This is a genomic window from Rhizobium sp. Root1334 (assembly GCF_001426665.1).
Classification (GTDB): Bacteria; Pseudomonadota; Alphaproteobacteria; order Rhizobiales; family Rhizobiaceae; genus Pararhizobium.
Genome location: NZ_LMEY01000001.1, coordinates 49,079 through 71,994 on the forward strand (window position 1 = coordinate 49,079; position 22,916 = coordinate 71,994).

Consider the following 22,916-nt stretch of genomic DNA (forward strand, 5'->3'; position numbering starts at 1 on the left):
GGCCAAGAAGAGCGATCTCCGCATCATATGAATACGCAAACTACACCGTCTCCACAATTTTACCTGACCGCACCGGCAACCTGCCCGTATCTGCCGCAGGAGATGGAGCGGAAGGTGTTTACCCACATGGTGGGTGAACGGGCCCCGGAACTCAACGATCTGCTCACCCAGGGCGGGTTCCGCCGCTCACAGAATATCGCCTATCGGCCGGCCTGCGAAAGCTGCCGGGCCTGTGTTTCGGTGCGCATTGTCGCCGGTGAATTCTCCCCCACCCGCTCGATGCGGCGTATCCTGGCTTTGAACAGCGACGTGGTTTCGACGGAATATCCCGCGGAACCCTCCAGCGAACAATACAGCCTGTTTCGCCGCTATCTCGACCACCGCCACCAGAAGGGCGGCATGTCAGACATGTCGGTGCTGGATTATGCGATGATGGTCGAGGATACCCACGTCAACACCAAGATCATCGAATACCGGCTCAAGGTCGAAGGCGACACAATCGGCAAGGCGAAGGGACCGCTGATCTCGGCGGCACTGACCGACAAGATGGGCGATGGTCTGTCGATGGTTTATTCCTATTTCGATCCTGATCTCGCCGACCGGTCGCTCGGCACCTTCATGATTCTCGATCACATCCGCAAAGTGAAGGAACGGGGCTTGCCGCACGTCTATCTTGGCTATTGGGTCAAGGGATCGCGCAAAATGGACTATAAAACAAAGTTTCTGCCGCAGGAGCACCTTATGGCCCAGGGCTGGGAGCGCTATACAGGGTAAAGTGCCCCCACCTGACAGGACGAAATCTTGAGTGAACCCATCGATGCCGCCCATCACCGCCGCGGGCTTCTTATCACCGGCATTGGCGGCCTTGCCCTCTCCTTCGACATCCCTCTGATCCGCTCTGCCGATGGCGAAGTCTGGTCGCTGCTGGCGGTCCGCAGCCTCTGCACTTTCGCCGTCGCGCTGGTCGCGTGGGTGGTTCTCAACAAGTTCCTCGGCCGCAAGATCGCCCTAGTACCCGGCAAGGCAGGGCTGCTCGCCGGTCTGTTCTACGGTCTCGGCTCCTTCACCTTCCTTCTGTCCGTCTTCAATACCGCAACGGCCAATGTCGTCTTCATCGTTGCCTTCACATCGATGTTTGCCGCCATCCTCTCCTGGGTCTTCCTGAAAGAACGCCCGTCCAATGCGACGCTGGTGACGATGGCCGTCATGGTCTGTGGCGTCGGGCTGATCGTTCAGGATGGCTTGAAGAGCGGTAATTTCTTCGGCGACGCCATGGCGGTCTGTTCCGCCCTGATGCTCGCCTCCGCTATCACCGTCAGCCGCGCCAGCGGTAAGGATATGGGGCTGGTGCCGCTGGCAACCGCCATCTTCCCCGCCATCATCGGTTATCTTCTGTCGCCAGCGGAAGGCCTTGCCATTGCCCATCCGGGCTGGATCATGTTCGACGGCCTGATCATGATCCCGCTCGCCTTCTTCTGCCTCGCCACCGGCCCGCGCTATCTGTCCGCGCCGGAAGTGGGCATGTTCTACCTGCTCGAAACCATCCTCGCGCCGCTGTGGATCTGGATCGTCTTCATGGAAGTCCCGACGTCGCAGACCCTGATCGGCGGCGCAGTGCTGATTCTGGCCTTGGTCGGGCATTCGGTCTGGCAAATGCGGAAGAAATCGGCCGTGGATGCGTCGAACGAGTTTCCGTTTACCGGGTGAAAGTCAAGATTGCCCTTAACTTATGGTAGTGCAATAATTGCCGACGGACATTTGAGCCTCGGCATGAAGGTCAAAAATACGAAAGATTGGCGCCGAAGAGGGGGGTATCCTCCCTAAGAGAATGCTGGCGAAGTTTGATTGGAAAGCAGGCGATAAACTTTCTCTTCAATCACCGACGGCGTAATTATTCTTCCGGCAGCCGGGACTGACATCGGAAGTCAATTGGAAGCAAAGCCGGAGGAGACAAATACAGGATTGCTTTAAGCAAACTTGCCGCCTCCGGAAGCCATCACCCCGTAAACTTGCCGCTCCGCGGAAAGCCCTTCGGCACCACCCTGCCAGCGGTGGCACGGTCGCCCAGCCATTCGGCCAGTTCGTCCTTGGTCTTGGTAAAGCTGCGGCCGGCGCTGTCGGCCCAAGTCAAGCCGTCGGCGATGGCGAAGCTGCGAATGTCGGAAACGCCGCCATCCTTGTAGCGCTGCAGGCGCACACCCTTGCCGCGGCCCATTTCCGGGATCTGCACCAGGGGGAAGACCAGCATTTTGCGGTTTTCGCCGACGATGGCGACATGATCGCCCTTGACCGGAATGACCAGCTTGGCCTCGTCCGGCATGGCGACGTTCATGATCTGCTTGCCCTTGCGGGTGTTGGCGGCCATATCGCCTTCCAGCACCACGAAACCATTGCCGGCCGCAGACGAGATCAGCAGTTTTCGCGCCGGGTCGTGAACGAAGGCGGTCAGCACGTCCTGATCGTTTTCCATGTCGACGATGATGCGCAGCGGTTCGCCATGGCCGCGCCCGCCCGGCAACTTGTCGCCGCCCAGCGTGTAAGCCTTGCCGCCAGTGGTGACGACAAGGATGCGGTCGGTGGTCGAGGCCGGGAACGACAGCTTCAGCCCATCGCCCTCCTTGAACTGCAGCGTCGAGACATCCGAGATGTGCCCCTTCAGCGCGCGGATCCAGCCCTTTTCAGAGATGACGACGGTGATCGGTTCCTTCTCGATCATCGCCTGCTGGATGGCTTCCAGATCGGCTTCCGGGGCATTCGAGAACAGCGTGCGGCGGCGGCCGATTTCGGTGGCCTTGGCGAATTTCTTCTTCACCTCGCCAATTTCCCAGGCAACCGTCTGCCACTGCTTTTCGTCCGACGCCAGCAGCGCCTCGATTTCCGCCTTCTCCTTCGACAGGGAATCGAATTCGGTGCGGATCTCGAACTCTTCCAGCTTGCGCAGCGAACGTAGGCGCATGTTAAGGATCGATTCGGCCTGCAGATCGGTGAGCGTGAAGCGCTCCATCAGGGCGGGCTTGGGCTCATCCTCCTCGCGGATGATACGGATCACCTCGTCGAGATTGAGATAGGCAACCAGATAACCGCCAAGGATTTCCAGGCGGCGGTCGATGGCGGCCAGCCGGAAGCGCGAGCGGCGCTGCAAAACTTCACGGCGATGATCCAGCCATTCGAGCAGAACCTCGTTCAGCGCCATGACCTTCGGAACGCGGCCCATGGAGAGCACGTTCATATTGAGTGGAATACGATTTTCCAATTCCGACAGCTTGAACAGCGATTCCATCAGGATCGTCGGATCGACCGAGCGGCTCTTCGGCACCAGAACGAGGCGCACGTCCTCGGCCGATTCGTCGCGCACGTCTTCGAGCAGCGGCAGTTTTCGGGCAAGCAGCAGTTCGGCGATCTTTTCGATCAGCCGCGACTTCTGCACCTGGAAAGGAATTTCGGTGACGACGATCTGATAGCCGCCACGGCCGGTATCCTCGACCTCCCATTTGGCGCGAACGCGAAAACCGCCGCGGCCAGTCTTGTAAGCCTCGATGATGCTTTCGCGGCTGTCGATGATGATGCCGCCGGTCGGAAGATCCGGGCCTTCGATGCCGCCGCGCTCCGGGTTGTTCGGATCGAGCATCAGCTCCTCGATCGTCGCAGCCGGGTTCTTGATCAGGTGCAGCGCCGCATCGCAGAGTTCGTGGGCGTTGTGCGGCGGGATCGAGGTCGCCATGCCGACGGCGATGCCGGAAGCGCCGTTTGCCAGAAGGTTCGGGAAAGCGCCGGGCATCACGACCGGTTCCTGATCTTCCTCGTTATAGGTCGGCCGGAAATCCACCGCGTCCTGGTCGATGCCTTCGAGCAGAAGGCTCGCCACATCGGTCATGCGGGCTTCGGTGTATCGATAGGCAGCCGCGCTATCGCCATCGATGTTGCCGAAGTTGCCCTGGCCATCGACGATCGGATAACGCTGCGAGAAATCCTGTGCCAGCCGCACCAGCGCATCGTAGACCGACTGGTCGCCATGCGGGTGGAATTTACCGATGACATCGCCGACGATACGGGCGCATTTCTTGAACGAGGAGTTGGAGCGCAGCCCCATTTCGCTCATCGCATGAACGATGCGGCGGTGCACCGGTTTCAGGCCGTCGCGCACGTCCGGCAGCGCCCGGTGCATGATGGTCGACAACGCATAGGCAAGATAGCGCTCTTCCAGCGCTGCCTTGAGGTCAACCGGCTGAATATGATCGTCTCCGCCCGACGGCGGCAAAAGGCTCTGTCCCATGGTTTCTTGCTACCGCAACAAACCCTGAACGGCAAGGATTGCAGGGGATTGCGCTGTGGAGAACCCTGCACGGCAACACCATGTGTAACATCAACATACGGGACCGCGAACGCCTCCAATGACATCAGGACGGCGGCCTGCGCGACAATCGCCGACTCAGGCTTTCAAAACGTTTCTGCAATCAGGCTTAATTTTGAGTGTTTTTGCAAAATCGAGGGGCCTTCTGCGCCTCCCACCCATCCGGAAAGTGCGTCTTTCTACGGAAATCGGGGCTCCCTCGAACTATTTTCATCCCAAAAATAGACAACGGCATGAAACATGACGTAGCGAAGCAATTCGAATATATTTCGGCCTTAATCCGTATTAGAAATGCCTTCGAAATTAGACCTTTACAACAAGGAACCACTCTATGATGCCTACCCGCAACCTCCGTCTGATGCTTGCCAGCGCCGCGTTTATTGGCCTTTCCGGTCCGGCCTTCGCGCTCGACGGCGCGGACCTCGTCACCAAGCTGAACGCAGCCTATGCGCTCAACGGTGCGACTGTCGCTTATGAGAACGTTGCTGTGGACGGCACGACCGTGACGCTGACCGGCGTCAGCGTCAAATCGACGGCCGCCCCCGGCAAGGATTTCAAGATCGGCGAGGTGACACTCGAGGGTGTCGAGGAAACCGAAGGTGGCGGCTATTATGCCGAAACCGTCACGCTGCCGGATGTCGACGTCAAGGAAGACGAAACCGCGATCTCCGCCAAGGACATCACCATCGGTGGCCTCAGCATTCCCGGCAATCCCACCGGCGGCACGATCAACGATATCGTTCTCTACGAAACCGCAGGCACCGGTCCGGTGACGGTCACCGCCAAGGGCAAGCAGGTATTTTCGATGGAAGAATCGGAAGCCAACCTGACGAAGCAGGAAAGCGATGCCGGTTTCGATTTCGACGCCACGATGTCCGGCATCAAGGCTGACCTGTCCGACGTCGAGGATGCCAAGTCCAAGGACGCGATCGAAAAGCTTGGCTTGAAGACCCTTGCCGGCGAGATGACGATCAAGGGCAGCTGGGAAGTGGCTACAGGCAATGTCTCGCTTGAGGAATATGCCTTCGACTTCGCCAATGTCGGCCGCCTCGCGATCGCCTTTGATGTTTCCGGCTATACCCTGGACTTCATGAAGTCCGTTCAGGAAGCCATGAAGGCCGTGGAAACCAACCCGAACAAGGAAGAAGCGAACCAGGCTATGGGCCTGTCGATGATGGGCCTCATCCAGCAGCTGACATTCAACAGCGCGTCGATCCGCTTCGATGACGCAACGATCACCAAGCGCGTGCTCGACTACATCGGTTCGCAGCAGGGCGTGTCCGGCGATCAGCTGGCGCAGTCGCTGAAGGGCATGGTGCCATTGATGATGGCGCAGCTCAACGTTCCGGAGCTGCAGAACCAGGTCTCGAGCGCCGTCAACGCTTATCTGGATGCGCCGAAGAGCCTGACGATTGCGGCCGAACCGGCCAATCCGGTTCCATTCCCGATGATCATAGGTGCCGCCATGGGCGCTCCGAACACGGTCCCGAGCGTGCTTGGCGTCAAGGTCACCGCGAACGATTGATGATCGACGTTTAGACAACAAAGAGCCCCGGCCATCTCAAGGGATGGCCGGGGCTCTTTTGTATGAATCGCACTATTCCGGAATATGGATAAGCGAGAGCAAGGCCACGGATCTGGCCAAGCTTACGTTGCGCATGCTCTCCCCTGACTTCCGCTTCCAAAACAGCAGAGCGGCAAGTGGAAAGCGCACTCAGCCGCTTCGCATATTTGCGCGCCTCGCGGAGGCAATCACCAGACCTGCGTCTTACAGCGCGTCTTACGACGCCGCCTCTCCCTCCCCGCCCCATAAAGCGAGCCGCTTATCTGCGCACGCCCTTCACGGCGTCCAGCAAACGCCGGCGCATGCCGTCGGCCAACGCCCAGAAAATTACGGTTCTGCCCTGGCTGCTTGACATGTTATATTTTTATAACATAATTTCTTTGGCGGCAGGATCGGCTGGGAGAACATGCCTTCCGAGCGAATGATCACGCCGCAGTGCAACAAACCCAATGTCCAGGAAAGGTGGCTCTCCATGTCAGTCAAAATCCAAGGTGGCTTGAACATCGCCATGAAAGTTCCCTCGCACCAATATGATGCGGTCATCGCCTTCTATCGCGATGTCGTCGGGCTGGAACCTTTCGAGGAAAAGGCGCCGGCAGTCGGCTTTCTTCTCGGACCGAACCGGCTGTGGATCGATGAAGCGCCGAATTTCACCCAGGCGGAGGTCTGGCTTGAACTGTTTGCGCAAGATCATCGCGGTGCGCTGGCCCGGCTTGAGGACGGCGGCGCCATTCGCTGCGATCAGATCGAGGATCTCGGCGAGGAATTCCAGGGCGGCTGGATCATGAATCCCGCCAATGTCGTTCACATGGTTCGCCAACCCGACGCCTGGTAAGAAGCGCAACAAAAAACCCCGGCGTTTCCGCCGGGGTTTGATAATGACAGATGCTTTCGCTCAGTCCTTCTTGAGCGGCGGGATGACGCGCAGCGACAGTTCCGCAAGCTGCTTCGGCATGGCCGGGGCCGGTGCGTTCATCAGCAGGTCCTGCGCTTGCTGGTTCATCGGGAACAGCGTGATCTCGCGCAGGTTCTTGGCGCCGAGCAGCAGCATGACCACACGGTCGATACCGAAGGCGCAGCCGCCATGCGGAGGCGCACCATACTGGAACGCACGGTACATACCGCCGAAACGCTCTTCAACGTCCGTCTGGCTCAAGCCCACCAGCTCGAATGCCTTGACCATCAATTCCGGCGACTGGTTACGGATCGAGCCCGAGGCGATTTCGAAGCCGTTGCAGACTGCGTCATACTGATAGGCCTTGATCGTCAGCGGGTCCTGCGTCTGCAGGGCCTCCAGACCGCCCTGCGGCATCGAGAACGGGTTGTGGGCGAAGTCGACCTTCTTGTCTTCCTCGCTCCATTCGTAGAACGGGAAGTCGATGATCCAGCACAGTTCGAACCGGTCGCGGTCGACGAGATTCAGGTCCTCGCCGGCCTTGGTGCGGGCTTCGCCTGCGAACTTGTAGAATTTTGCCGGATCGCCGGCGACGAAGAAGCAGGCATCGCCCGCTTCGAGGCCGAGCTGCGTGCGCAGCGCCTCGGTGCGTTCCTCGCCGATGTTCTTGGCAAGCGGACCGGAGCCGGCAGTCGTGCCGTCTTCTTCCTTGCGCCAGAAGATATAGCCGAGGCCCGGCTGGCCGGTCGACTGCGCCCAGGCATTCATGCGGTCGCAGAACGCGCGCGAACCACCGGTCTTGGCCGGGATTGCCCAGACCTCGACCTTCGGATCGCGTTCGATCATGCCGGCGAATACCTTGAAGCCGGAACCGGCGAAATGCTCCGTGACGGCCTGCATCTCGATTGGGTTACGCAGGTCCGGCTTGTCGGAGCCGTATTTGCGGATCGCCTGATCATACGGAATACGCGGCCATTCCTTGGTAACCGGCTTGCCTTCGGCAAACTGCTCGAACACGCCGGTCATGATCGGCGCCATCGTGTCCCAGACATCTTCCTGGGTAACGAAGCTCATTTCCAAGTCGAGCTGGTAGAATTCGCCCGGCAGGCGATCGGCGCGCGGGTCTTCATCGCGGAAGCACGGTGCGATCTGGAAGTAGCGGTCGAAACCGGCCACCATCAGGAGCTGCTTGTACTGCTGCGGCGCCTGCGGCAGCGCGAAGAACGTACCGGGATGAATACGGCTCGGCACCAGGAAGTCGCGGGCGCCTTCCGGCGACGAGGCCGTCAGGATCGGTGTCGAATATTCGGCAAAACCGGCCGAGTTCATGCGCAGGCGCATGTCGGAAATGATCTGCGAACGCTTGACGATGTTCTTGTGCAGCGTTTCGCGACGCAAGTCGAGGAAGCGGTACTTGAGACGGATGTCTTCCGGATAGTCCGGCTCGCCGAACACCGGCAGCGGCAATTCCTTGGCAGCGGAGAGCACTTCGATCTCATGTGCGTAGAGTTCGATCTCGCCGGTCGCCATCTGCTTGTTGACGGTCTCGTCCGAGCGCGCCTTGACGGTGCCGTCGATGCGGATAACCCACTCACCGCGCACCGTCTCGGCCGCCTTGAAGGCCGGTGAGTCGGGATCGACGACGATCTGCGTCATGCCGTAATGATCGCGAAGATCGATAAACAGCAGGCCGCCATGGTCGCGGACACGGTGGACCCAGCCGGAGATGCGGACGGTCTGGCCGACATCGGATTTGCGGAGAGCGGCACAAGTGTGGCTGCGGTAACGATGCATGATAATATCCTGGAACCGAGGGGCCGCGCGGCCACGCCAAAGCGCGCTGCGGCAGCGTCAAAATCGGGCGGAAAAGCGCATGGTGGGGCCGATTTGTCAAGGCCGGGACAACTCAGCTGTCCTATGCAAAGAACTGCTTGCCCCATAAACGGCGTCAGAACGGCAGGTAGTAACCTCGCCGGCAATTGCTCTGCGTTGAGTGTTTCGAAGGAATTTCAGACTACCATCACATTCAAGCGATACGATGCATCGCAAACACGATGCCCGGCAATGCAATGAACGACGAGCGTTGGAAGCAGGATTCATGAGTGCCTCACCGAGCCTTCTCTCTTTGGTCACACAGAAGGAAAGCGGCACGCTTTTCTCCCGCGAGCAACTCACGTTCATCCTGTCCGCCTTACCGGACCCCGCCTTCATCCTGACCCGCAGCGGCCGCTATGCGGCGCTATTCGGTGGATCGGACCACCGGTATTACCACGACGGCAGTTCCCTTGTCGGACAGACGGTGTTTGACGTTCTCAATGAAGACAAGGCCGAATGGTTCGCCGGGGAAATCCGGCATGCACTTGATTCCAGGGTTCTTCACATCGTCGAATACAGCCTGGCGGGCAGCGATGTGAAAGGCTTGCAGGACACCGGACCAAGCCATCCCATCTGGTTTGAAGGACGCATTCAGGCGCTCGATTTTCCGGTCGACGGAGAGGATGCGGTGGTCTGGGTTGCCAGCAACATCACCGAGAAGAACGCCATCGAGACCCGGTTGCGCCTGCAGAGCGAAACCGATGCCCTGACGGGACTTTTCAACCGGCGCAAACTGATGGATGTTCTCGACAGCCGCTTCGAACTGTTCCGGCAGGACCATCATCCCACCGCCGCCTTGATGTTCGACGTCGACAACTTCAAGCATATCAATGACGTCTACGGTCATCCGGCCGGAGACCAGGTCCTCGTGCTAATCGCCAACGCCTGCAAGGAGGTTCTGCGGGGTAGCGATTTTGCGGCAAGGATCGGCGGCGATGAATTTGTCATCCTGATGCCGTCGATGCGGCGTGACCACGGCCATCTGGTCGCCGATCGTCTGCGCCAGCGCATTTCATCCGAACTGACACGGACGCTGAACCTGTCCATCACGATCAGCGGCGGTCTCAGCGAATTTTCCCGCGCGGACAAGACCTGCGACGATCTCCTCAAGCGCGCGGACGACGGCCTCTACCAGTCAAAACGTGCAGGGCGTGACCGGTTGACAGCTGCCTGATGTGAACGCCTCGTTCTGTTTTCCCAAAATTCCGATCCGGCAGGGAAAATCGGTGAATCCATGCTGTCTTCGCCCCAGAGAGGCAGCTACAAGCGTATTCGGTGCTCAAAATGCATCCGAGTCGCCGCCGAAATCCGGATTTTTCTTCGATGTCGCAGCTTCGTCCCCTCATCCCCCTCCTCATCACGGCCGGCATCCTGATCGGCGGCAACGGGCTTCAGGGGACCTATATTTCACTGCGCGCCCTGCAGGAGGGGTTTTCGACCTCGCTGATCGGCCTCGTCGGCACCGGCTATAATATCGGTTTTGCTATCGGCTGCATCTATGTGACGCGCATCCTGCGCTCGATCGGCCATATCCGCACATTTTCAGCCATGGCGGCAATTGCGTCGGCCGCTTCACTGGCCATGGTGCTTTTGATCGATCCGTGGTTCTGGTTCCTGATGCGGCTGATTGCCGGCATCTGTTTTGCCAGCCTCTTTGCCACCGTCGAAAGCTGGCTGAATGCCCGCGTGACCAATTCCAACCGCGCCCGCACATTGTCGATCTACCGCCTGGTCGATCTCGGCTCGGTGACAGCGGCCCAATACCTGATCCCTACCGTCGGGATCGAGGGCTTCCAGCTGTTTGCCATCGTGTCGATGGCGCTCACCCTGTCGCTGGTGCCGATCTCCTTTGCCGACCGCTCCAGCCCCGGTGCGCCGGAAGCGATCAAGTTCGATATCAAGGCGCTCTGGAACATCTCGCCGCTTGCCACGATCGGCTGCATCGTCGTTGGCCTTACCAATTCGACCTTCCGCTCGCTTGGACCGATCTATGCCGAGGGCATCGGCCTGTCGATCACGGCGATTGCCACATTCATGAGCGTCGGCATCATCGGCGGCGTGGTGCTGCAATATCCGCTCGGCCTCTATTCCGACCGGCTGGACCGGCGACTGATCATCCTGTTCGCCACCTTCGGCTCGCTGCTGGCCGGGCTTTTTCTTGCCTTTTATGCCGGTAGCGACGAATGGCTGAACTTCATCGGTATCTTCATCTTCGGCGCCTTCGCCATGCCGCTTTACTCGCTCTGTTCGGCCCATGCCAACGACCATGCCGCGGAGGGGCAGCACGCGCTGGTCTCGGCCGGCATGCTGTTCTTCTGGTCCTGCGGCGCCATCATCGGCCCACTGTTTGCCTCTTTCATGCTGGACATTTTCGGGCCGCAGGCGCTGTTCATCTATACCGCGGCGGTGCTGGCGGCCTTCATGCTCTACACGCTGCAGCGCATGACCGCCCGGCGCGCCGTGCCAACCGGCGAGCGCTCCATGCGGTTTCGCAATCTCTTGCGCACCTCCTCTTTCTTCAACAAGCTGGCGGCAAAGCCCGGCGACAAGAAATAGAACCTGCGGGCTGCGGCAAGATGCGCGCAAATGCCAATTGATGAATGCCTTCATCAAGTTTAAACCGGGACATCTCAATCTCCGGAATCCTGTCCATGCCGATTATCAGCCGCCGTACACTTCTGAAAGGATCGGCTGCGGCCGCTGCCTCATTCGCCGTCGGCGGCGGACTTGCGGCGCGCAACGGCATTGCCGCCCCGGCACCGTTGCTGCTCAAGGCGCAATTCACCGAGGCACAGATTGCCAGCGACGGCATCACGCCGAAAATCATGACCTACGGAACAGGCGAAGCGCCGTCCACCGGCATGCCGCCGGTGATCCGCATGAAGAAGGGCCAGCCCTTCGCCGCCCGGCTGGTGAATGCGCTGGACGAACCGACAACGGTCCACTGGCACGGCCTGCGCATCGTCAACGCCATGGACGGCGTACCGGAGATGACCCAGCCTTACGTCTATCCCGGCGACGGCTTCGACTATGCCTTCACGCCGCCGGATGCCGGCACCTTCTGGTATCATCCGCATTGCAACACGCTGACACAGATGGGCCACGGGCTGACCGGCGTCATCGTCGTCGAGGATCCGGCCGATCCGGTGTTCGATGCCGAGATCGTGCTCAACCTACGCGACTGGCGGCTCGGCACCGGCGGTGCGTTCATCGCACCCTTCAAGCCGCGCGATGCCGCACGCGGCGGCACCTACGGCACCGTGCGTACCGCCAACTGGGAGCAGGCGCCGAGCTACGATGCGCCGGCCGGCGGCCTTGTCCGTATCCGGATCGCAGACACGGACGTAACGCGCATCTATTCGCTTGCCGCAGAAGGTGCGCCAGCCCTGGTCATGGCGCTCGACGGCAATCCGGTCGACGCGCCCTACCCGCTCGATCTCCTCGATTTCGGTCCCGGCCAGCGTGTTGAACTCGTCGTGCGCATGCCGGACGACGAAGGCGCTAAGGTCAGGCTCGGCAATCTCCGTGGCTCCAACCCCTTCACGATTGCCACGCTGCGTGCGACCGGCGCTTCGCTGAAACGCGATATCCGCGACGTAAAACCGTTGCCCTCCAATCCGATTGCCGAAGCCGATCTGTCAACGGCGACCCGCATCCCGCTCGATTTCACCGCAACGGCTGAACATGCACCGGTTCCAAGCATTTGCGGCACCATTGGATATACATTCTGGGCGATCAACAAGGTGCCGTGGCAGGGCGATACGCCGGATCCGGGCGCACCGGTTTCCGAGCTGAAGCTCGGCAAAAGCTATGTGCTGCAGGTTCGCAACCGTACCCCGCATGCACACCCGATCCACCTGCACGGACTGAGCTTCCGAATTCTCAATTCCAACAAGCGTACGATCCTGCCGCCACCGACGGACACGATCCTGCTTCTGCCGGATGAACAGGCTGAACTCGGTCTCGTCGCCGACAATCCCGGCGACTGGCTGCTCCATTGCCATATCATCGAGCACCAGAAGACCGGCATGTCGGGATATTTCCGCGTCGTCTGAGCTTTTTTCGTTGTGGCACCGGGCGCGAAGGGATACATCGGGTGAGTTTTTAACGGCCGCATTTCCGCCACAGTGATTGAAGTTTGATGATCGAGACAACCGCCGAACTTGCCGCCGCCTGCGAAACGCTGGCCAGCGGGGAATACCTGACGATCGATACGGAATTTCTCCGCGAAACGACCTTCTGGCCACAGTTGTGCCTGATCCAGATGGCCGGGCCGGACATTGCCGTCATCGTCGATCCGATGGCCAAGGATATCGATCTTGCGCCATTCTTCGAACTGATGGCCAATACGAATGTCGTCAAGGTGTTCCATGCGGCCCGCCAAGACATCGAAATCATCTACAATCTCGGCAAGTTGATCCCGCACCCGATCTTCGACACGCAGGTTGCCGCGATGGTCTGTGGCTTCGGAGACAGCGTTTCCTACGACCAGCTCGTCAGCCGGATCAAGAACGTCCATATCGACAAATCATCGCGCTTTACCGACTGGAGCCGCCGGCCGCTGACGGAAAAGCAGCTCGACTATGCACTGGCCGACGTCACCCATCTGCGCGATGTCTACCTGCACCTGAAGGCCGAGCTTGAGCGCGAAGGCCGCTCGCTGTGGCTGACAGAGGAAATGGCCATTCTCGAGGCCAAGGAAACCTACGACATCCATCCGGACGATGCCTGGCAGCGCCTGAAGATGCGGTTGAAAAAGCCGATCGAGCTTGCTGTCCTGCAGAAGGTTGCCGCCTGGCGCGAGCGCGAAGCGCGCAACCGCAACGTTCCGCGCGGCCGCATCCTCAAGGACGACGGCCTCTACGAGATCGCCCAGCAGCAGCCAAAGGACGTCGAGGCACTCTCGCGCCTGCGCACCATCCCCAAGGGCTGGGAACGGTCGGCGGCAGGCACCGCAATCCTTGAGGCGGTCAGTGCCGCCCTCGAACTGCCGAAGGCCGAGATGCCGAAGCTGCCGCGCCAGAACCAGGCGCCGGAAGGCGCGCAGGCCGCCGGTGAAATGCTGAAGGTTCTGCTGAAGCTGATCGCCGAAAAGCAAGGTGTTGCCGCCAAGATCATCGCCAACAGCGACGATCTGGAGCGGATCGCCTCGGAAGGCCCGAAGGCCGATGTCGGCGCCCTGAAGGGCTGGCGGCGCGAGCTGTTCGGCGACACCGCGCTGAAGCTGATCAACGGCGAAGTCGCCCTGCGCTTCGTCGATCGCAAGATCGAAGCCGTCGAGCTTTAAGCAATTTTATCAGGGGTGCATCCTTGCCCCCTTGGTGATCTTGTCGGCGATCTTCTTGTCGGCGTGTAGCGCAATGCCGACAACTTTGGCATCGTCCGGTCCGAACTGGGAAAACACCTCACGATTTGCCGCATCATGGCCGGTCGAAAACATTTCCTCGACATAGAGCGAGGTTTTCACTTCGCGCTCCAGCGCCCGGCGATGAATGGTGCTCATGGTCTTTTCGTCGGCGGAGAGCACGATGACCGGCTGAATACTCAGCGGGTTATAGACGTTGCCATCGGCATCGCGGTAAACTTCGCCGATAATGCCGGGCTTTTCGGCAATGATGCCACTGGTCAGGAACGCGGTGACGTTCAGCTTTTGCCAGACGGCCAGGTCCTCGCGCAGCACGATTGCAAATTTGGTATCGAACATGAATGCCAACTCCACTCTTGGGAACAGGACGCTTGAAACGTCCGGGGCCTCCTTAGCCTGCGCCGGCAAGGGCGATCTTGAACGTTCGTGCACATCGGCGATGTCCGACAGCATAAAGGTCGCTCCCGTCTCCGGCGGCATCGAGCGAATCGAGGCGCATTTCCATGGCAACGCCTTCGAACCGCATCGCCACGACACCTATGCGCTCGGCTTAACGCTGCAAGGCGTGCAGGCCTTCCGCTATCGCGGCATGGTCCGCTACAGCCAGCCTGGCAACATCATCGTGCTCCACCCCGACGAACTGCATGATGGCGGGGCCGGAACCGACGAGGGGCTGCGCTACCGGATGATGTACCTGCCGCCGGAAATGCTGGCAGAGGCGCTCGGCGACACGCCGCGCGGCCTGCCCTTCGTGCCCTCACCCGTCATCGCCGACCGCACCTTTGCTGCCCATCTGGCGGGGGTGATGCACGATCTGGATGGTGCCATCGGCGGGCTGCAGCTGGACGAGATGCTGACCGGCATTGCCGACGCCCTGCTGCGGCATTCGGATGGTGGCGGCAAGGCGCGGATGAAACGGGCGGACCAGACTGCCATCCGCCGGGCCTGCGACTTTCTGCAGGCGCATTCCGATCGCCAGGTGAACTCCGATGAGCTCGAGGCCATCACCGGCCTCGACCGGTTCACCCTTGCCCGGCAATTCCGCGCGGCCCTTGGCACCAGCCCGCATCGGTACCTGGTGATGCGTAGGCTCGAGCGGGCACGGGCAATGATCGGCAACGGCAAAAGCCTCGTCGAGATCGCGCTCGATACCGGCTTTGCCGATCAGGCGCATTTCACCCGGCATTTCAAGAAGACCCACGGAATGACACCCGGCCGCTGGGCGAGCCTGTGCGGCCGGACATGAAGCGCCACAAACCGTTACACGAAATTGCTTGACCCGACCTGCTCAAATGGAACAATGCCTGCAAGCCCGGGGGAGCGGAGCTGATTCATGAGAGAAATATCCCCGACAGAGAACTGGTTGCTGATCACGCTTGGCATGGCTTTGAGCGGTGTCATTTACGGCCTGATCGCCTTTCCGGGTGAGCCGATGATCATCGGCGCGGTCTTCGCCGTGTTCATGGGCGTGCCCATGATTGCCTTCGAGCGGCGGATCTTGTTGCGCCCACTGTACCGGCGGATCGAGCGGCTTCCCACAATCGCCTACATCGCCGTGGCGTTGGTGATCTATGAAATACTGATGAGCGCCGGTTATGCTGCAGCAGCTCTGTTGATGTGGGCGCTGAAATTTATCGAGCCGAGATCACTGGCAGACGTCCTTGTCATGCCGTTCCACGTCTTCCTCTATGCGCTGGCCGTCTGCGCGCTGATCGTCTTCATCCTGCGTGTCCGTGACCTGCTCGGGCGCGATGTTTTCACCAGCATGTTGATCAGCCGCTACCGCCGGCCGGTGAAGGAGGAGCGCGTCTTCCTGTTCATCGACCTTGCCGATTCCACATCCTTTGCCGAGAAGCATGGCGACCTGCGGGCGCAGGAGTTTTTGAAGGCCCTATTTGCCACGTTTGCCGAACCGGTCCGGCGTCACCGGGGCGCGATCGATGACTATGTCGGCGATGCCGCGATCGTCACATGGCCGCTGGAACGCGGCGTCAAATTTGCGCGCTGTGTTCGCTGCATCTTCGATATCCTCGATGATATCGAAGCCAATGCAGCCACCTGGCGCAAGAATTTCGGCCAGGTCCCGCGGCTGCGCGCCGCCCTGCACGGCGGCTTTATCATCACCGCCGAAATCGGCGTCGATCATCACAAGATCACCTTCTTCGGCGATACGGTGAATACCACCGCGCGGCTGGAATCCTTGTGCAAGTCGCTGGGCCGGCAGGTGCTGATTTCAACCGAACTCGCCCAGCGGATCCGGCTGCCGGCGACAATTGAAGTCGAGGATCTCGGTGATCACGCCGTCAAGGGCCGTGGTCAAACACTGGGCGTCATGGCCTTGAGACAACAGGAAAAACTTGAAATGGCGCCCGCGTTCGATCTGCGCGTTCCAGCGGAGTAACGGCTCGTTCCTCAGCCGTCACCAAAGCTTCATCCAGCCGTCAATTCGCCGACATCAATGCCCTGCTAAGCGGTACGCCTCGACCAACCGCTCAATGGGGATATGATGAAAAACGCTCTCTTCGCTTCCGTGGCTTTCAACCTTCTGACGACATCGGCCGCTCTTGCCGAAGACACCGTCTTCCCGGCCAAGCTCGCCGCCCACGCCATTCTGCCGGCCAACACGATCATTGCAGCGCCTGCGGATGCGGCCGACTACCTGAAGACATCGGGCAAGTTCACCACTGCAGATCGCAAGCGCACCGAGGCGCTCGGCACCGTTCCCGGCAAGGATGGTGTGCGCCTCACCGGTCTGTCGCTGCCCTTCGACGGCCAGCCGATGCAGGGTTTTTCCGGCATCAAGACCATGCCTGATGGCACCTTCTGGAGCATGTCCGACAACGGTTTCGGCTCGAAGCTGAACTCCTCCGACGCGATGCTGATGCTGCACAACATCAAGATCGACTGGGATGCCGGCAAGGTCGAAGCCGTAAAGACCCTGTTTCTTTCCGATCCCGACAAGAAGGCTCCCTTCCCGATCGTCATGGAAGGCGCCGAAAAGCGTTACCTGACCGGCGCCGATTTCGACGTCGAATCGATCCAGCCGGTCGCCGACGGTTTCTGGGTTGGCGAAGAATTCGGGCCTTACATCCTGAAATTCGACCTCGACGGCAAGCTGACCGACGTCATCGCCACCACCGTTGACGGCAAGGCCGTCATGTCACCCGACAACCCGACGCTCGCCGTTCAGGCCGATCCGTCCAAGCCGATGCCTGCACTCAACGTCAAGCGCTCCGGCGGCTACGAGGGCCTTGCCATGTCGAAGGACGGCAGCAAGCTATACGGCCTGCTCGAAGGTCCGCTCTGGACCGACGCTGAAACCGTGGAACAGGCCGAAGGCCGCCCGGCATTGCGCATCATCGAACTCGATGTCGCGTCGAAGGCCTGGACCGGCCGCAGCTGGCTCTATCCGCTGGCTGAAGGCGGCGAGGCGATCGGCGATTTCAACATGCTCGACGACACAACTGCGCTGGTGATCGAGCGTGACAACGGAGCAGGTACCGTCGACAAGGCCTGCGCCGATCCGAAAGCACCGGCAGCCGATTGCTTTGCCGTCGGTTCCAAGGTCAAGCGCATCTACAAGATCGAGATGACCGACGAAAACGCCGGCAAGGCCGTGCGCAAGATCGGCTATATCGACCTCCTGAAGATCGCCGATCCCGACAACAAGAAGCGTCAGGGCGGCGGCGAAGGTTTTTACGACATGCCGTTCGTCACCATCGAGAACGTCGATCGCGTCGATGACACCCACATCATCGTCGGCAACGACAACAACCTGCCGTTCTCGGCCGGCCGCTTGCTCGACAAGGCCGACGACAACGAGTTCGTGCTGCTCGAAGTGGGTGAACTCCTGAACGCCAAGTAAAATCACCATCTGCGACAGACGAAGGCCCCGCAAAATCAATTGCGGGGCCTTTCGCGCCTCACTCAGATGGGCAAACCTGCCTCAGAGGATAAAATAGCCCTTCGACAACGTCAGCACGTCGTCAAAACGGATGGCGAAATCTGCCGTCTTGTCGCCATTGATATCGCCGTAGACGAAGGTCTCCGAGCCCTGTTTGACATAGCGCAATTCACCCGCCTTGCCGTGAAATTCTTGAGTGCCGATATAGGTGAAGGCGTCATTCTTGGCAGTATTGCTATTGGCGTCGATCGCCGACAGATCGATCCTGTCGCCGCCTGCGCCGGAAAAATCAAGGATCGTGTCACGGCCAGCGGCCGATAATGTCGAGTCGGAGGCTACACGGAACACAAATGTGTCCTTGCCCGAACCGCCGGTCAGCTTGTCCGCGCCTGCATCGCCATAAATTCTGTCGTTGCCGGCAGCACCATCGAGAACATCATTTCCTCCTGCACCCGCCAGGACATTGATGCCACTATCGCCAGTGAGCTTGTCGGCGAAACGGGATCCGACCAGATTCTCGATGGACGAATAGGTATCGCCTCTTGCTTCACCCGTGTTGACAGAACTCTTCGCGAGATTGGCGGTCACGCCGCTTGCCGCTGCAAAGTAATAGGCCGTGTCCTTGCCCGTTCCACCCACAAGTTTATCGGCACCGGCACCACCCATCAGGTTGTCGTCGCCACCATTCCCGTTCAACGTATCGTTGCCGCGGCCGCCGACGAGACCATCCGAATATTTCGTGCCATTGATCACATCGTTGCCCGACAGAACCAGATCGATGAATGCTGCATCATTACCGGCAAAAATCGTATCGGCCACCTTGGCGGCTGAGAGTTTGAGGCCGGTGACCGTCAATGCATCCTTGCCGCCGACCACGACCTTGATCCCGGTCAGCGTTCCAGCCGTTATGTCGGTAAGCCGTCCGAAACTCGACGTACCTTTGAAGCCCGTACCGATAAAGGAGGTGTAATACGAAGCGTTATCGTAGACTTTGATGTGTGTGGGGGAAATCTGTGAGAAATCATAGTCGAAAAGACCTGCAGTACTCGTCGCCAACATATCGACGCTACCGCCGAAGTCCGCATAACTAAACGTCGCCATCAACTTCCTCCATCACGCTTTCCAAAAACGGAAAACCGCTCCACAGCGGAGAAAATATACAGGCGGCGCTTGCAATTACAACGCGAATATTACTCGAACCGGAATGCAATCCGCTTGCCTGTCAGCTTGGCAAGTTGCTGCAGGCGGCCATCGAGCCGTTCGCCGGCAAATTCCGAGTAGGCGGATGGAACGATGAATTCCAGATCGAGGTCTGGCGAAGCGGATGGCCGGATATCGAGATTGCGCACGACGCCCGGCATGGACGCCGACAGCAGATAGACCACCCTCAGAAGGCCACCGAGAAGCTTGGCGAGTTCCAGCAGACGCGGCGTGGCGATCGCGGCCAACGGCTCGGTTGCGCCGTCGTCGTTCAGGCCCTCGAAACGATAATAATTGGCAAGGGCGACATAGGCGCGGCCTGCATGGGTGATGCCGGAAAAGGTGCTGTGGGCGATGATGTTGATCGCCTGCAGGCCGCGATAATCCGGATGGGCGCGCCAGCTGATATCGGCAAGCAGGCAGGCAGCCTGACGGTAACGCCCCTCTTCCTCAGTCTCAGCGATCCCGAAATGCGGCACCATCTTGCCGCTCCAGTCGGCCAGCTCGCGGGCATGTTCAGGCGAGCGGGCCCGCAGGATGGCAATTTCGCGCGCGGCAGCCAGCAGCGGATCGTGCGCCCGCACGGTGTCGGACAAAAGTGAATAGAGATAACCTTCGCGAACACCAAGCGCCGAAAATGAAATCACCGACGGCCTCATCTGGGCGATGACTTCCTGCAGGGCAACAGCGCCGAACGGCAGAAGCACACGGCGGCTTTTCGAAATATGCGAATAAGCCGGCGACTTCATATCCTTCGGCTCAATCACCTCGGGCAGAAAGGCCATGGCTTCGTCAAAGGAGATTTCATAGCCCTGCATCATGTGCAGCGGATAATTGCGCAGTTCCATATGCAGCTTGGCGATCGCCCGCCAGGTACCGCCAACCGCGTAGAATGTACGGCCGCTGGTGTTCTGCAGAACCTGGGCGCCCTTTACGTAGCGGCGCACGTGGCTGCGGGCCTTGACCACCGATCCCTCTGCATGCTCCGACAGACGGATACCGCCAAGCGGCAGGGTGATGCCCTTGCCGACCTTGGGGCCGAAGACATCGACGAGCTCCAGTGAACCGCCACCGAAGTCGCCGACAACGCCGTCCGGGTCGTGATAGCCACTGATGATGCCGAGGGCGGAGAAATAGGCTTCTTCCTCGCCGGTCAACACACGGACTTTCTGACCAAGGATAATCTCGGCCCTGCGGATGAAATCAGGACCATTCGAGGCATCGCGCGCGGCAGCCGTCGCCAGCACGAAAACCGTGGAGGCGCGCGCCTGCGTCGACAATGCCCTAAACCGATGCAGCGCCTTCAGCGCCCGCTCGACGCTTTCAGCGTCCATCCGGCCGGTCGCATCAATGCCCTTGCCGAGACCGCACATGACTTTTTCGTTGAACAGAATGGCCGGAGACCGGCTCAGCCCCTCATAGATCACCAATCGAATCGAGTTCGACCCAATGTCCACGACGGAGACGGGGGCAATACCAGGCAAACGCCCCTGGGCTTCAGACTCTACCATGCAATTCCAGTTTTATCTTCTGCGGCCGCTATCCCAGCCGGCAATTACCTTCGGCGTGCTGGATTTCAAGGCCTCGCCCCGCCCGGACAGGCTGGGATTGGTCATGAAATAGACCTGCGCATTGAACGGCTCGGAATCCTTGGCGACTTCCATACGCCGGGACGTTCCGTCAGGAAGAATCTCGTAGCTCTGCTGGTTATCGATGAGATTCCCCAGCATGATCTGCGACAGCACCTGTTCATGCACAGTCCGGTTGATGAGAGGCACAAGGGTCTCCACCCGCCGGTCCAGATTACGCGGCATCATGTCCGCAGACCCGATATAGACGAGCGCGTGCTCGGAGGGAAGCCCATGGCCGTTGCCGAAACAGAAGATGCGGGAATGCTCCAGGAACCGTCCGACGATCGATTTGACGCGGATCTTGTCGGATAGTCCGGGAACCTGCGGCCGCAAGCAGCAGATGCCGCGCACCACCAGATCGATCTCGACACCGGCACGGCTGGCGCGGTAGAGCGCATCGATGATTTCCGGATCGACCAGCGAATTCATCTTCATCCAGATCGACGCCGGGCGGCCAGCCTCAGCATGAACGATTTCCTCGTCGATATGCTGCAGGATGCGCGGACGCAGCGTATGCGGCGAAATCGCCAGTTTCATGCCCGCCTCCGGCTCGCCGTAACCGGTGATGAAATTGAAGATATTGGCCATGTCATGGGCAATCTTCGGATTGCAGGTGAAGAACGACAGGTCGGTGTAGATCTTCGCAGTGACCGGGTGATAGTTTCCGGTGCCGAGATGGCAGTAGGTTCGAAGCTTGCCCTCTTCGCGGCGCACCACCATCGACATCTTGGCATGCGTCTTCAGCTCGATGAAGCCGAACACGACCTGCACGCCGGCGCGTTCCAGATCGCGCGCCCAGCGGATATTGGCCTCTTCGTCAAAGCGCGCCTTCAACTCGACCAGTGCCGTTACGGACTTGCCGGCCTCGGCCGCATCGATCAGCGCCCGCACGATCGGGCTGTCGTTGGAGGTGCGGTACAGTGTCTGCTTTATCGCCAGAACGTCAGGATCGCGCGCAGCCTGAAGCAGAAACTGGACCACCACGTCGAAGCTTTCGTAGGGGTGGTGGACGACCATGTCCTTTTCGCGGATGGCGGCGAGGCAGTCTCCGGCGTGTTCGCGGACGCGCTCGGGAAATCGCGCATTGTACGGCTCGAAGCGCAAATCCTCGCGCGGCGCCTTTGTGATCTCTGAAAGCGTATTGAGGGCCAGAAGGCCCGGCAGCACGGCAACGCGATTTTCCGGCACGCCAAGTTCGCCGACAACGAACTGACGCAACCCGGCCGGCATTTCGGAATCGATCTCGATGCGGATGACCGAACCGCGGCGGCGGCGCTTCAGTGCCGTCTCATAGAAACGCACGAGATCTTCGGCCTCCTCCTCGACCTCGATATCGCTGTCTCGAATGATGCGGAACGTACCGGAGCCCTTCACCTCGTATCCCGGGAACAACCGTTCGATGAACAGGCTGACGGCATCTTCCAGCGTGATGTAGCGGATCACCGACTTTACGTCGGGCAAGCGAATGAAACGATCCAGCGCGACAGGCAGGCGCAACAGCGCCGTCATCGGTTCGCGGCCGCGTGTGCTCACCAGTTGCAGGCCCATCGTGAAGCCGAGGTTGGGAATGAACGGAAACGGATGGGCGGGATCGATCGACAGCGGCGTCAGGACCGGGAAGATCGACTGCTCGAACTCCATGGCAAGCCATCCGCGATCCTGTACCGACAGCGAGATCGGCCGGACGATCAATATGTCTTCCTTGGCCAGATATTGCTGCAGCACGGCCAGCGATGCCTGCTGTTCCATCTGGAGATTGTCGATCTCCTTGAGAATATCCTGCAACTGCTCGGCCGGCGTCTTGCCATCCGGGCTGCGTACGGCCACGCCCTGGCGGACCTGCCCTTCGAGACCGGCAACGCGCACCATGAAGAACTCATCGAGGTTTGCAGCCGAGATCGACAGGAAACGGACGCGTTCCAGCAGCGGATGGGCGGTATTGAGGGTTTCCTCGAGAACGCGGCGATTGAACTGCAGCCAGGAAAATTCGCGGTTTATGAAGCGCTCGGGACTGGTCAGAAGATCGATTTCCTCGGTCACCGGCACGTTTGCAGCCGTTGCAGATGTCGCAGTGTCCATGTCCCAGCCCGCCTTTTTTTGCTTTTCTCGAAGCAGCTAGCTCAGTTTGACG

17 protein-coding genes are annotated in these 22,916 nt (G+C 59.9%); 11 read left to right on the top strand and 6 right to left on the bottom strand.

Going from position 1 to position 22,916, the window contains the following annotated elements; translation table 11 throughout:
• The first annotated feature begins 27 nt into the window (after positions 1–27).
• Positions 28–774 (top strand): arginyltransferase, encoded by a 747-nt coding sequence (locus ASD36_RS00225; RefSeq protein WP_060502194.1) that lies wholly within the window; start codon positions 28–30, stop codon positions 772–774.
• 27 nt (positions 775–801) lie between these two features.
• Positions 802–1,707, top strand: coding sequence for a DMT family transporter (locus ASD36_RS00230; protein ID WP_060502195.1), 906 nt, complete (start codon positions 802–804; stop codon positions 1,705–1,707).
• Positions 1,708–1,996: 289 nt separating this feature from the next.
• Here the strand turns inward: ASD36_RS00230 and parC are convergent, their stop codons facing one another.
• On the bottom strand, positions 1,997–4,273 hold the full coding sequence (gene parC / locus ASD36_RS00235) for a DNA topoisomerase IV subunit A (protein ID WP_060502196.1): 2,277 nt from the start codon (positions 4,271–4,273) through the stop codon (positions 1,997–1,999).
• Between the two features lie 409 nt (positions 4,274–4,682).
• On the opposite strand from parC, the gene ASD36_RS00240 reads away from it, so the two are divergent.
• Together ASD36_RS00240 and ASD36_RS00245 are read left to right on the top strand one after the other, a co-directional pair.
• Positions 4,683–5,876, top strand: a complete 1,194-nt coding sequence (locus ASD36_RS00240) for a hypothetical protein (RefSeq protein WP_060502197.1) — start codon at positions 4,683–4,685, stop codon at positions 5,874–5,876.
• Positions 5,877–6,387: 511 nt separating this feature from the next.
• Positions 6,388–6,750, top strand: a complete 363-nt coding sequence (locus ASD36_RS00245; protein ID WP_060502239.1) for a hypothetical protein — start codon at positions 6,388–6,390, stop codon at positions 6,748–6,750.
• Between the two features lie 60 nt (positions 6,751–6,810).
• Here ASD36_RS00245 and aspS read toward each other — a convergent pair whose 3' ends face one another.
• Positions 6,811–8,604: an aspartate--tRNA ligase gene (gene aspS / locus ASD36_RS00250; RefSeq protein ID WP_060502198.1), complete on the bottom strand. Its 1,794-nt coding sequence runs from the start codon at positions 8,602–8,604 to the stop codon at positions 6,811–6,813.
• Positions 8,605–8,908: 304 nt separating this feature from the next.
• On the opposite strand from aspS, the gene ASD36_RS00255 reads away from it, so the two are divergent.
• The 4 genes from ASD36_RS00255 (at position 8,909) to rnd (ending at position 13,972) form a co-directional block, all read left to right on the top strand.
• Positions 8,909–9,859, top strand: coding sequence for a sensor domain-containing diguanylate cyclase (locus ASD36_RS00255; RefSeq protein WP_060502199.1), 951 nt, complete (start codon positions 8,909–8,911; stop codon positions 9,857–9,859).
• 149 nt (positions 9,860–10,008) lie between these two features.
• Positions 10,009–11,241, top strand: a complete 1,233-nt coding sequence (locus ASD36_RS00260) for an MFS transporter (RefSeq protein ID WP_037107441.1) — start codon at positions 10,009–10,011, stop codon at positions 11,239–11,241.
• A gap of 95 nt (positions 11,242–11,336) precedes the next feature.
• On the top strand, positions 11,337–12,740 hold the full coding sequence (locus ASD36_RS00265; protein WP_060502200.1) for a multicopper oxidase family protein: 1,404 nt from the start codon (positions 11,337–11,339) through the stop codon (positions 12,738–12,740).
• A gap of 86 nt (positions 12,741–12,826) precedes the next feature.
• The gene (gene rnd / locus ASD36_RS00270; protein ID WP_060502201.1) at positions 12,827–13,972 is read left to right on the top strand and encodes a ribonuclease D; all 1,146 of its coding nucleotides are present in this window, start codon (positions 12,827–12,829) and stop codon (positions 13,970–13,972) included.
• A gap of 9 nt (positions 13,973–13,981) precedes the next feature.
• On the opposite strand, the gene ASD36_RS00275 is transcribed toward rnd, so the two are convergent.
• Positions 13,982–14,389: a DUF2000 family protein gene (locus tag ASD36_RS00275; protein WP_060502202.1), complete on the bottom strand. Its 408-nt coding sequence runs from the start codon at positions 14,387–14,389 to the stop codon at positions 13,982–13,984.
• Positions 14,390–14,489: 100 nt separating this feature from the next.
• Here ASD36_RS00275 and ASD36_RS00280 point away from each other — a divergent pair, with 100 nt between their 5' ends.
• From ASD36_RS00280 to ASD36_RS00290, 3 genes are all read left to right on the top strand, one after another.
• Complete coding sequence (locus ASD36_RS00280) at positions 14,490–15,296, top strand: AraC family transcriptional regulator (protein WP_060502240.1); 807 nt, start codon at positions 14,490–14,492, stop codon at positions 15,294–15,296.
• 87 nt (positions 15,297–15,383) lie between these two features.
• Entirely contained in the window at positions 15,384–16,451 is a 1,068-nt protein-coding gene (locus tag ASD36_RS00285) for an adenylate/guanylate cyclase domain-containing protein (protein ID WP_060502203.1), read from the top strand.
• Between the two features lie 105 nt (positions 16,452–16,556).
• Complete coding sequence (locus ASD36_RS00290; protein ID WP_060508663.1) at positions 16,557–17,915, top strand: esterase-like activity of phytase family protein; 1,359 nt, start codon at positions 16,557–16,559, stop codon at positions 17,913–17,915.
• 81 nt (positions 17,916–17,996) lie between these two features.
• Here ASD36_RS00290 and ASD36_RS00295 read toward each other — a convergent pair whose 3' ends face one another.
• The 3 genes from ASD36_RS00295 to ASD36_RS00305 form a co-directional block, all read right to left on the bottom strand.
• A complete protein-coding gene (locus ASD36_RS00295) occupies positions 17,997–19,055 on the bottom strand; it encodes a calcium-binding protein (RefSeq protein WP_060502204.1) in 1,059 nt (352 codons plus the stop codon).
• An 89-nt stretch (positions 19,056–19,144) separates the two neighbouring features.
• Positions 19,145–20,665, bottom strand: coding sequence for an exopolyphosphatase (ppx, locus tag ASD36_RS00300; protein ID WP_060502205.1), 1,521 nt, complete (start codon positions 20,663–20,665; stop codon positions 19,145–19,147).
• 12 nt (positions 20,666–20,677) lie between these two features.
• Positions 20,678–22,864 (bottom strand): RNA degradosome polyphosphate kinase, encoded by a 2,187-nt coding sequence (locus ASD36_RS00305; RefSeq protein WP_060502206.1) that lies wholly within the window; start codon positions 22,862–22,864, stop codon positions 20,678–20,680.
• Positions 22,865–22,916: the final 52 nt, after the last annotated feature.

Bases quoted from the DNA above. Each gene is read 5' to 3' on its own strand.
- ASD36_RS00225 (WP_060502194.1), top strand. From the start codon at position 28: ATGAATACGCAAACTACACCGTCTCCACAATTTTACCTGACCGCACCG.
- parC (WP_060502196.1), bottom strand. From the start codon at position 4,273: ATGGGACAGAGCCTTTTGCCGCCGTCGGGCGGAGACGATCATATTCAG.
- ASD36_RS00240 (WP_060502197.1), top strand. From the start codon at position 4,683: ATGATGCCTACCCGCAACCTCCGTCTGATGCTTGCCAGCGCCGCGTTT.
- ASD36_RS00245 (WP_060502239.1), top strand. From the start codon at position 6,388: ATGTCAGTCAAAATCCAAGGTGGCTTGAACATCGCCATGAAAGTTCCC.
- aspS (WP_060502198.1), bottom strand. From the start codon at position 8,604: ATGCATCGTTACCGCAGCCACACTTGTGCCGCTCTCCGCAAATCCGAT.
- ASD36_RS00255 (WP_060502199.1), top strand. From the start codon at position 8,909: ATGAGTGCCTCACCGAGCCTTCTCTCTTTGGTCACACAGAAGGAAAGC.
- ASD36_RS00260 (WP_037107441.1), top strand. From the start codon at position 10,009: ATGTCGCAGCTTCGTCCCCTCATCCCCCTCCTCATCACGGCCGGCATC.
- ASD36_RS00265 (WP_060502200.1), top strand. From the start codon at position 11,337: ATGCCGATTATCAGCCGCCGTACACTTCTGAAAGGATCGGCTGCGGCC.
- rnd (WP_060502201.1), top strand. From the start codon at position 12,827: ATGATCGAGACAACCGCCGAACTTGCCGCCGCCTGCGAAACGCTGGCC.
- ASD36_RS00275 (WP_060502202.1), bottom strand. From the start codon at position 14,389: ATGTTCGATACCAAATTTGCAATCGTGCTGCGCGAGGACCTGGCCGTC.
- ASD36_RS00280 (WP_060502240.1), top strand. From the start codon at position 14,490: ATGTCCGACAGCATAAAGGTCGCTCCCGTCTCCGGCGGCATCGAGCGA.
- ASD36_RS00285 (WP_060502203.1), top strand. From the start codon at position 15,384: ATGAGAGAAATATCCCCGACAGAGAACTGGTTGCTGATCACGCTTGGC.
- ASD36_RS00290 (WP_060508663.1), top strand. From the start codon at position 16,557: ATGAAAAACGCTCTCTTCGCTTCCGTGGCTTTCAACCTTCTGACGACA.
- ASD36_RS00295 (WP_060502204.1), bottom strand. From the start codon at position 19,055: ATGGCGACGTTTAGTTATGCGGACTTCGGCGGTAGCGTCGATATGTTG.
- ppx (WP_060502205.1), bottom strand. From the start codon at position 20,665: ATGGTAGAGTCTGAAGCCCAGGGGCGTTTGCCTGGTATTGCCCCCGTC.
- ASD36_RS00305 (WP_060502206.1), bottom strand. From the start codon at position 22,864: ATGGACACTGCGACATCTGCAACGGCTGCAAACGTGCCGGTGACCGAG.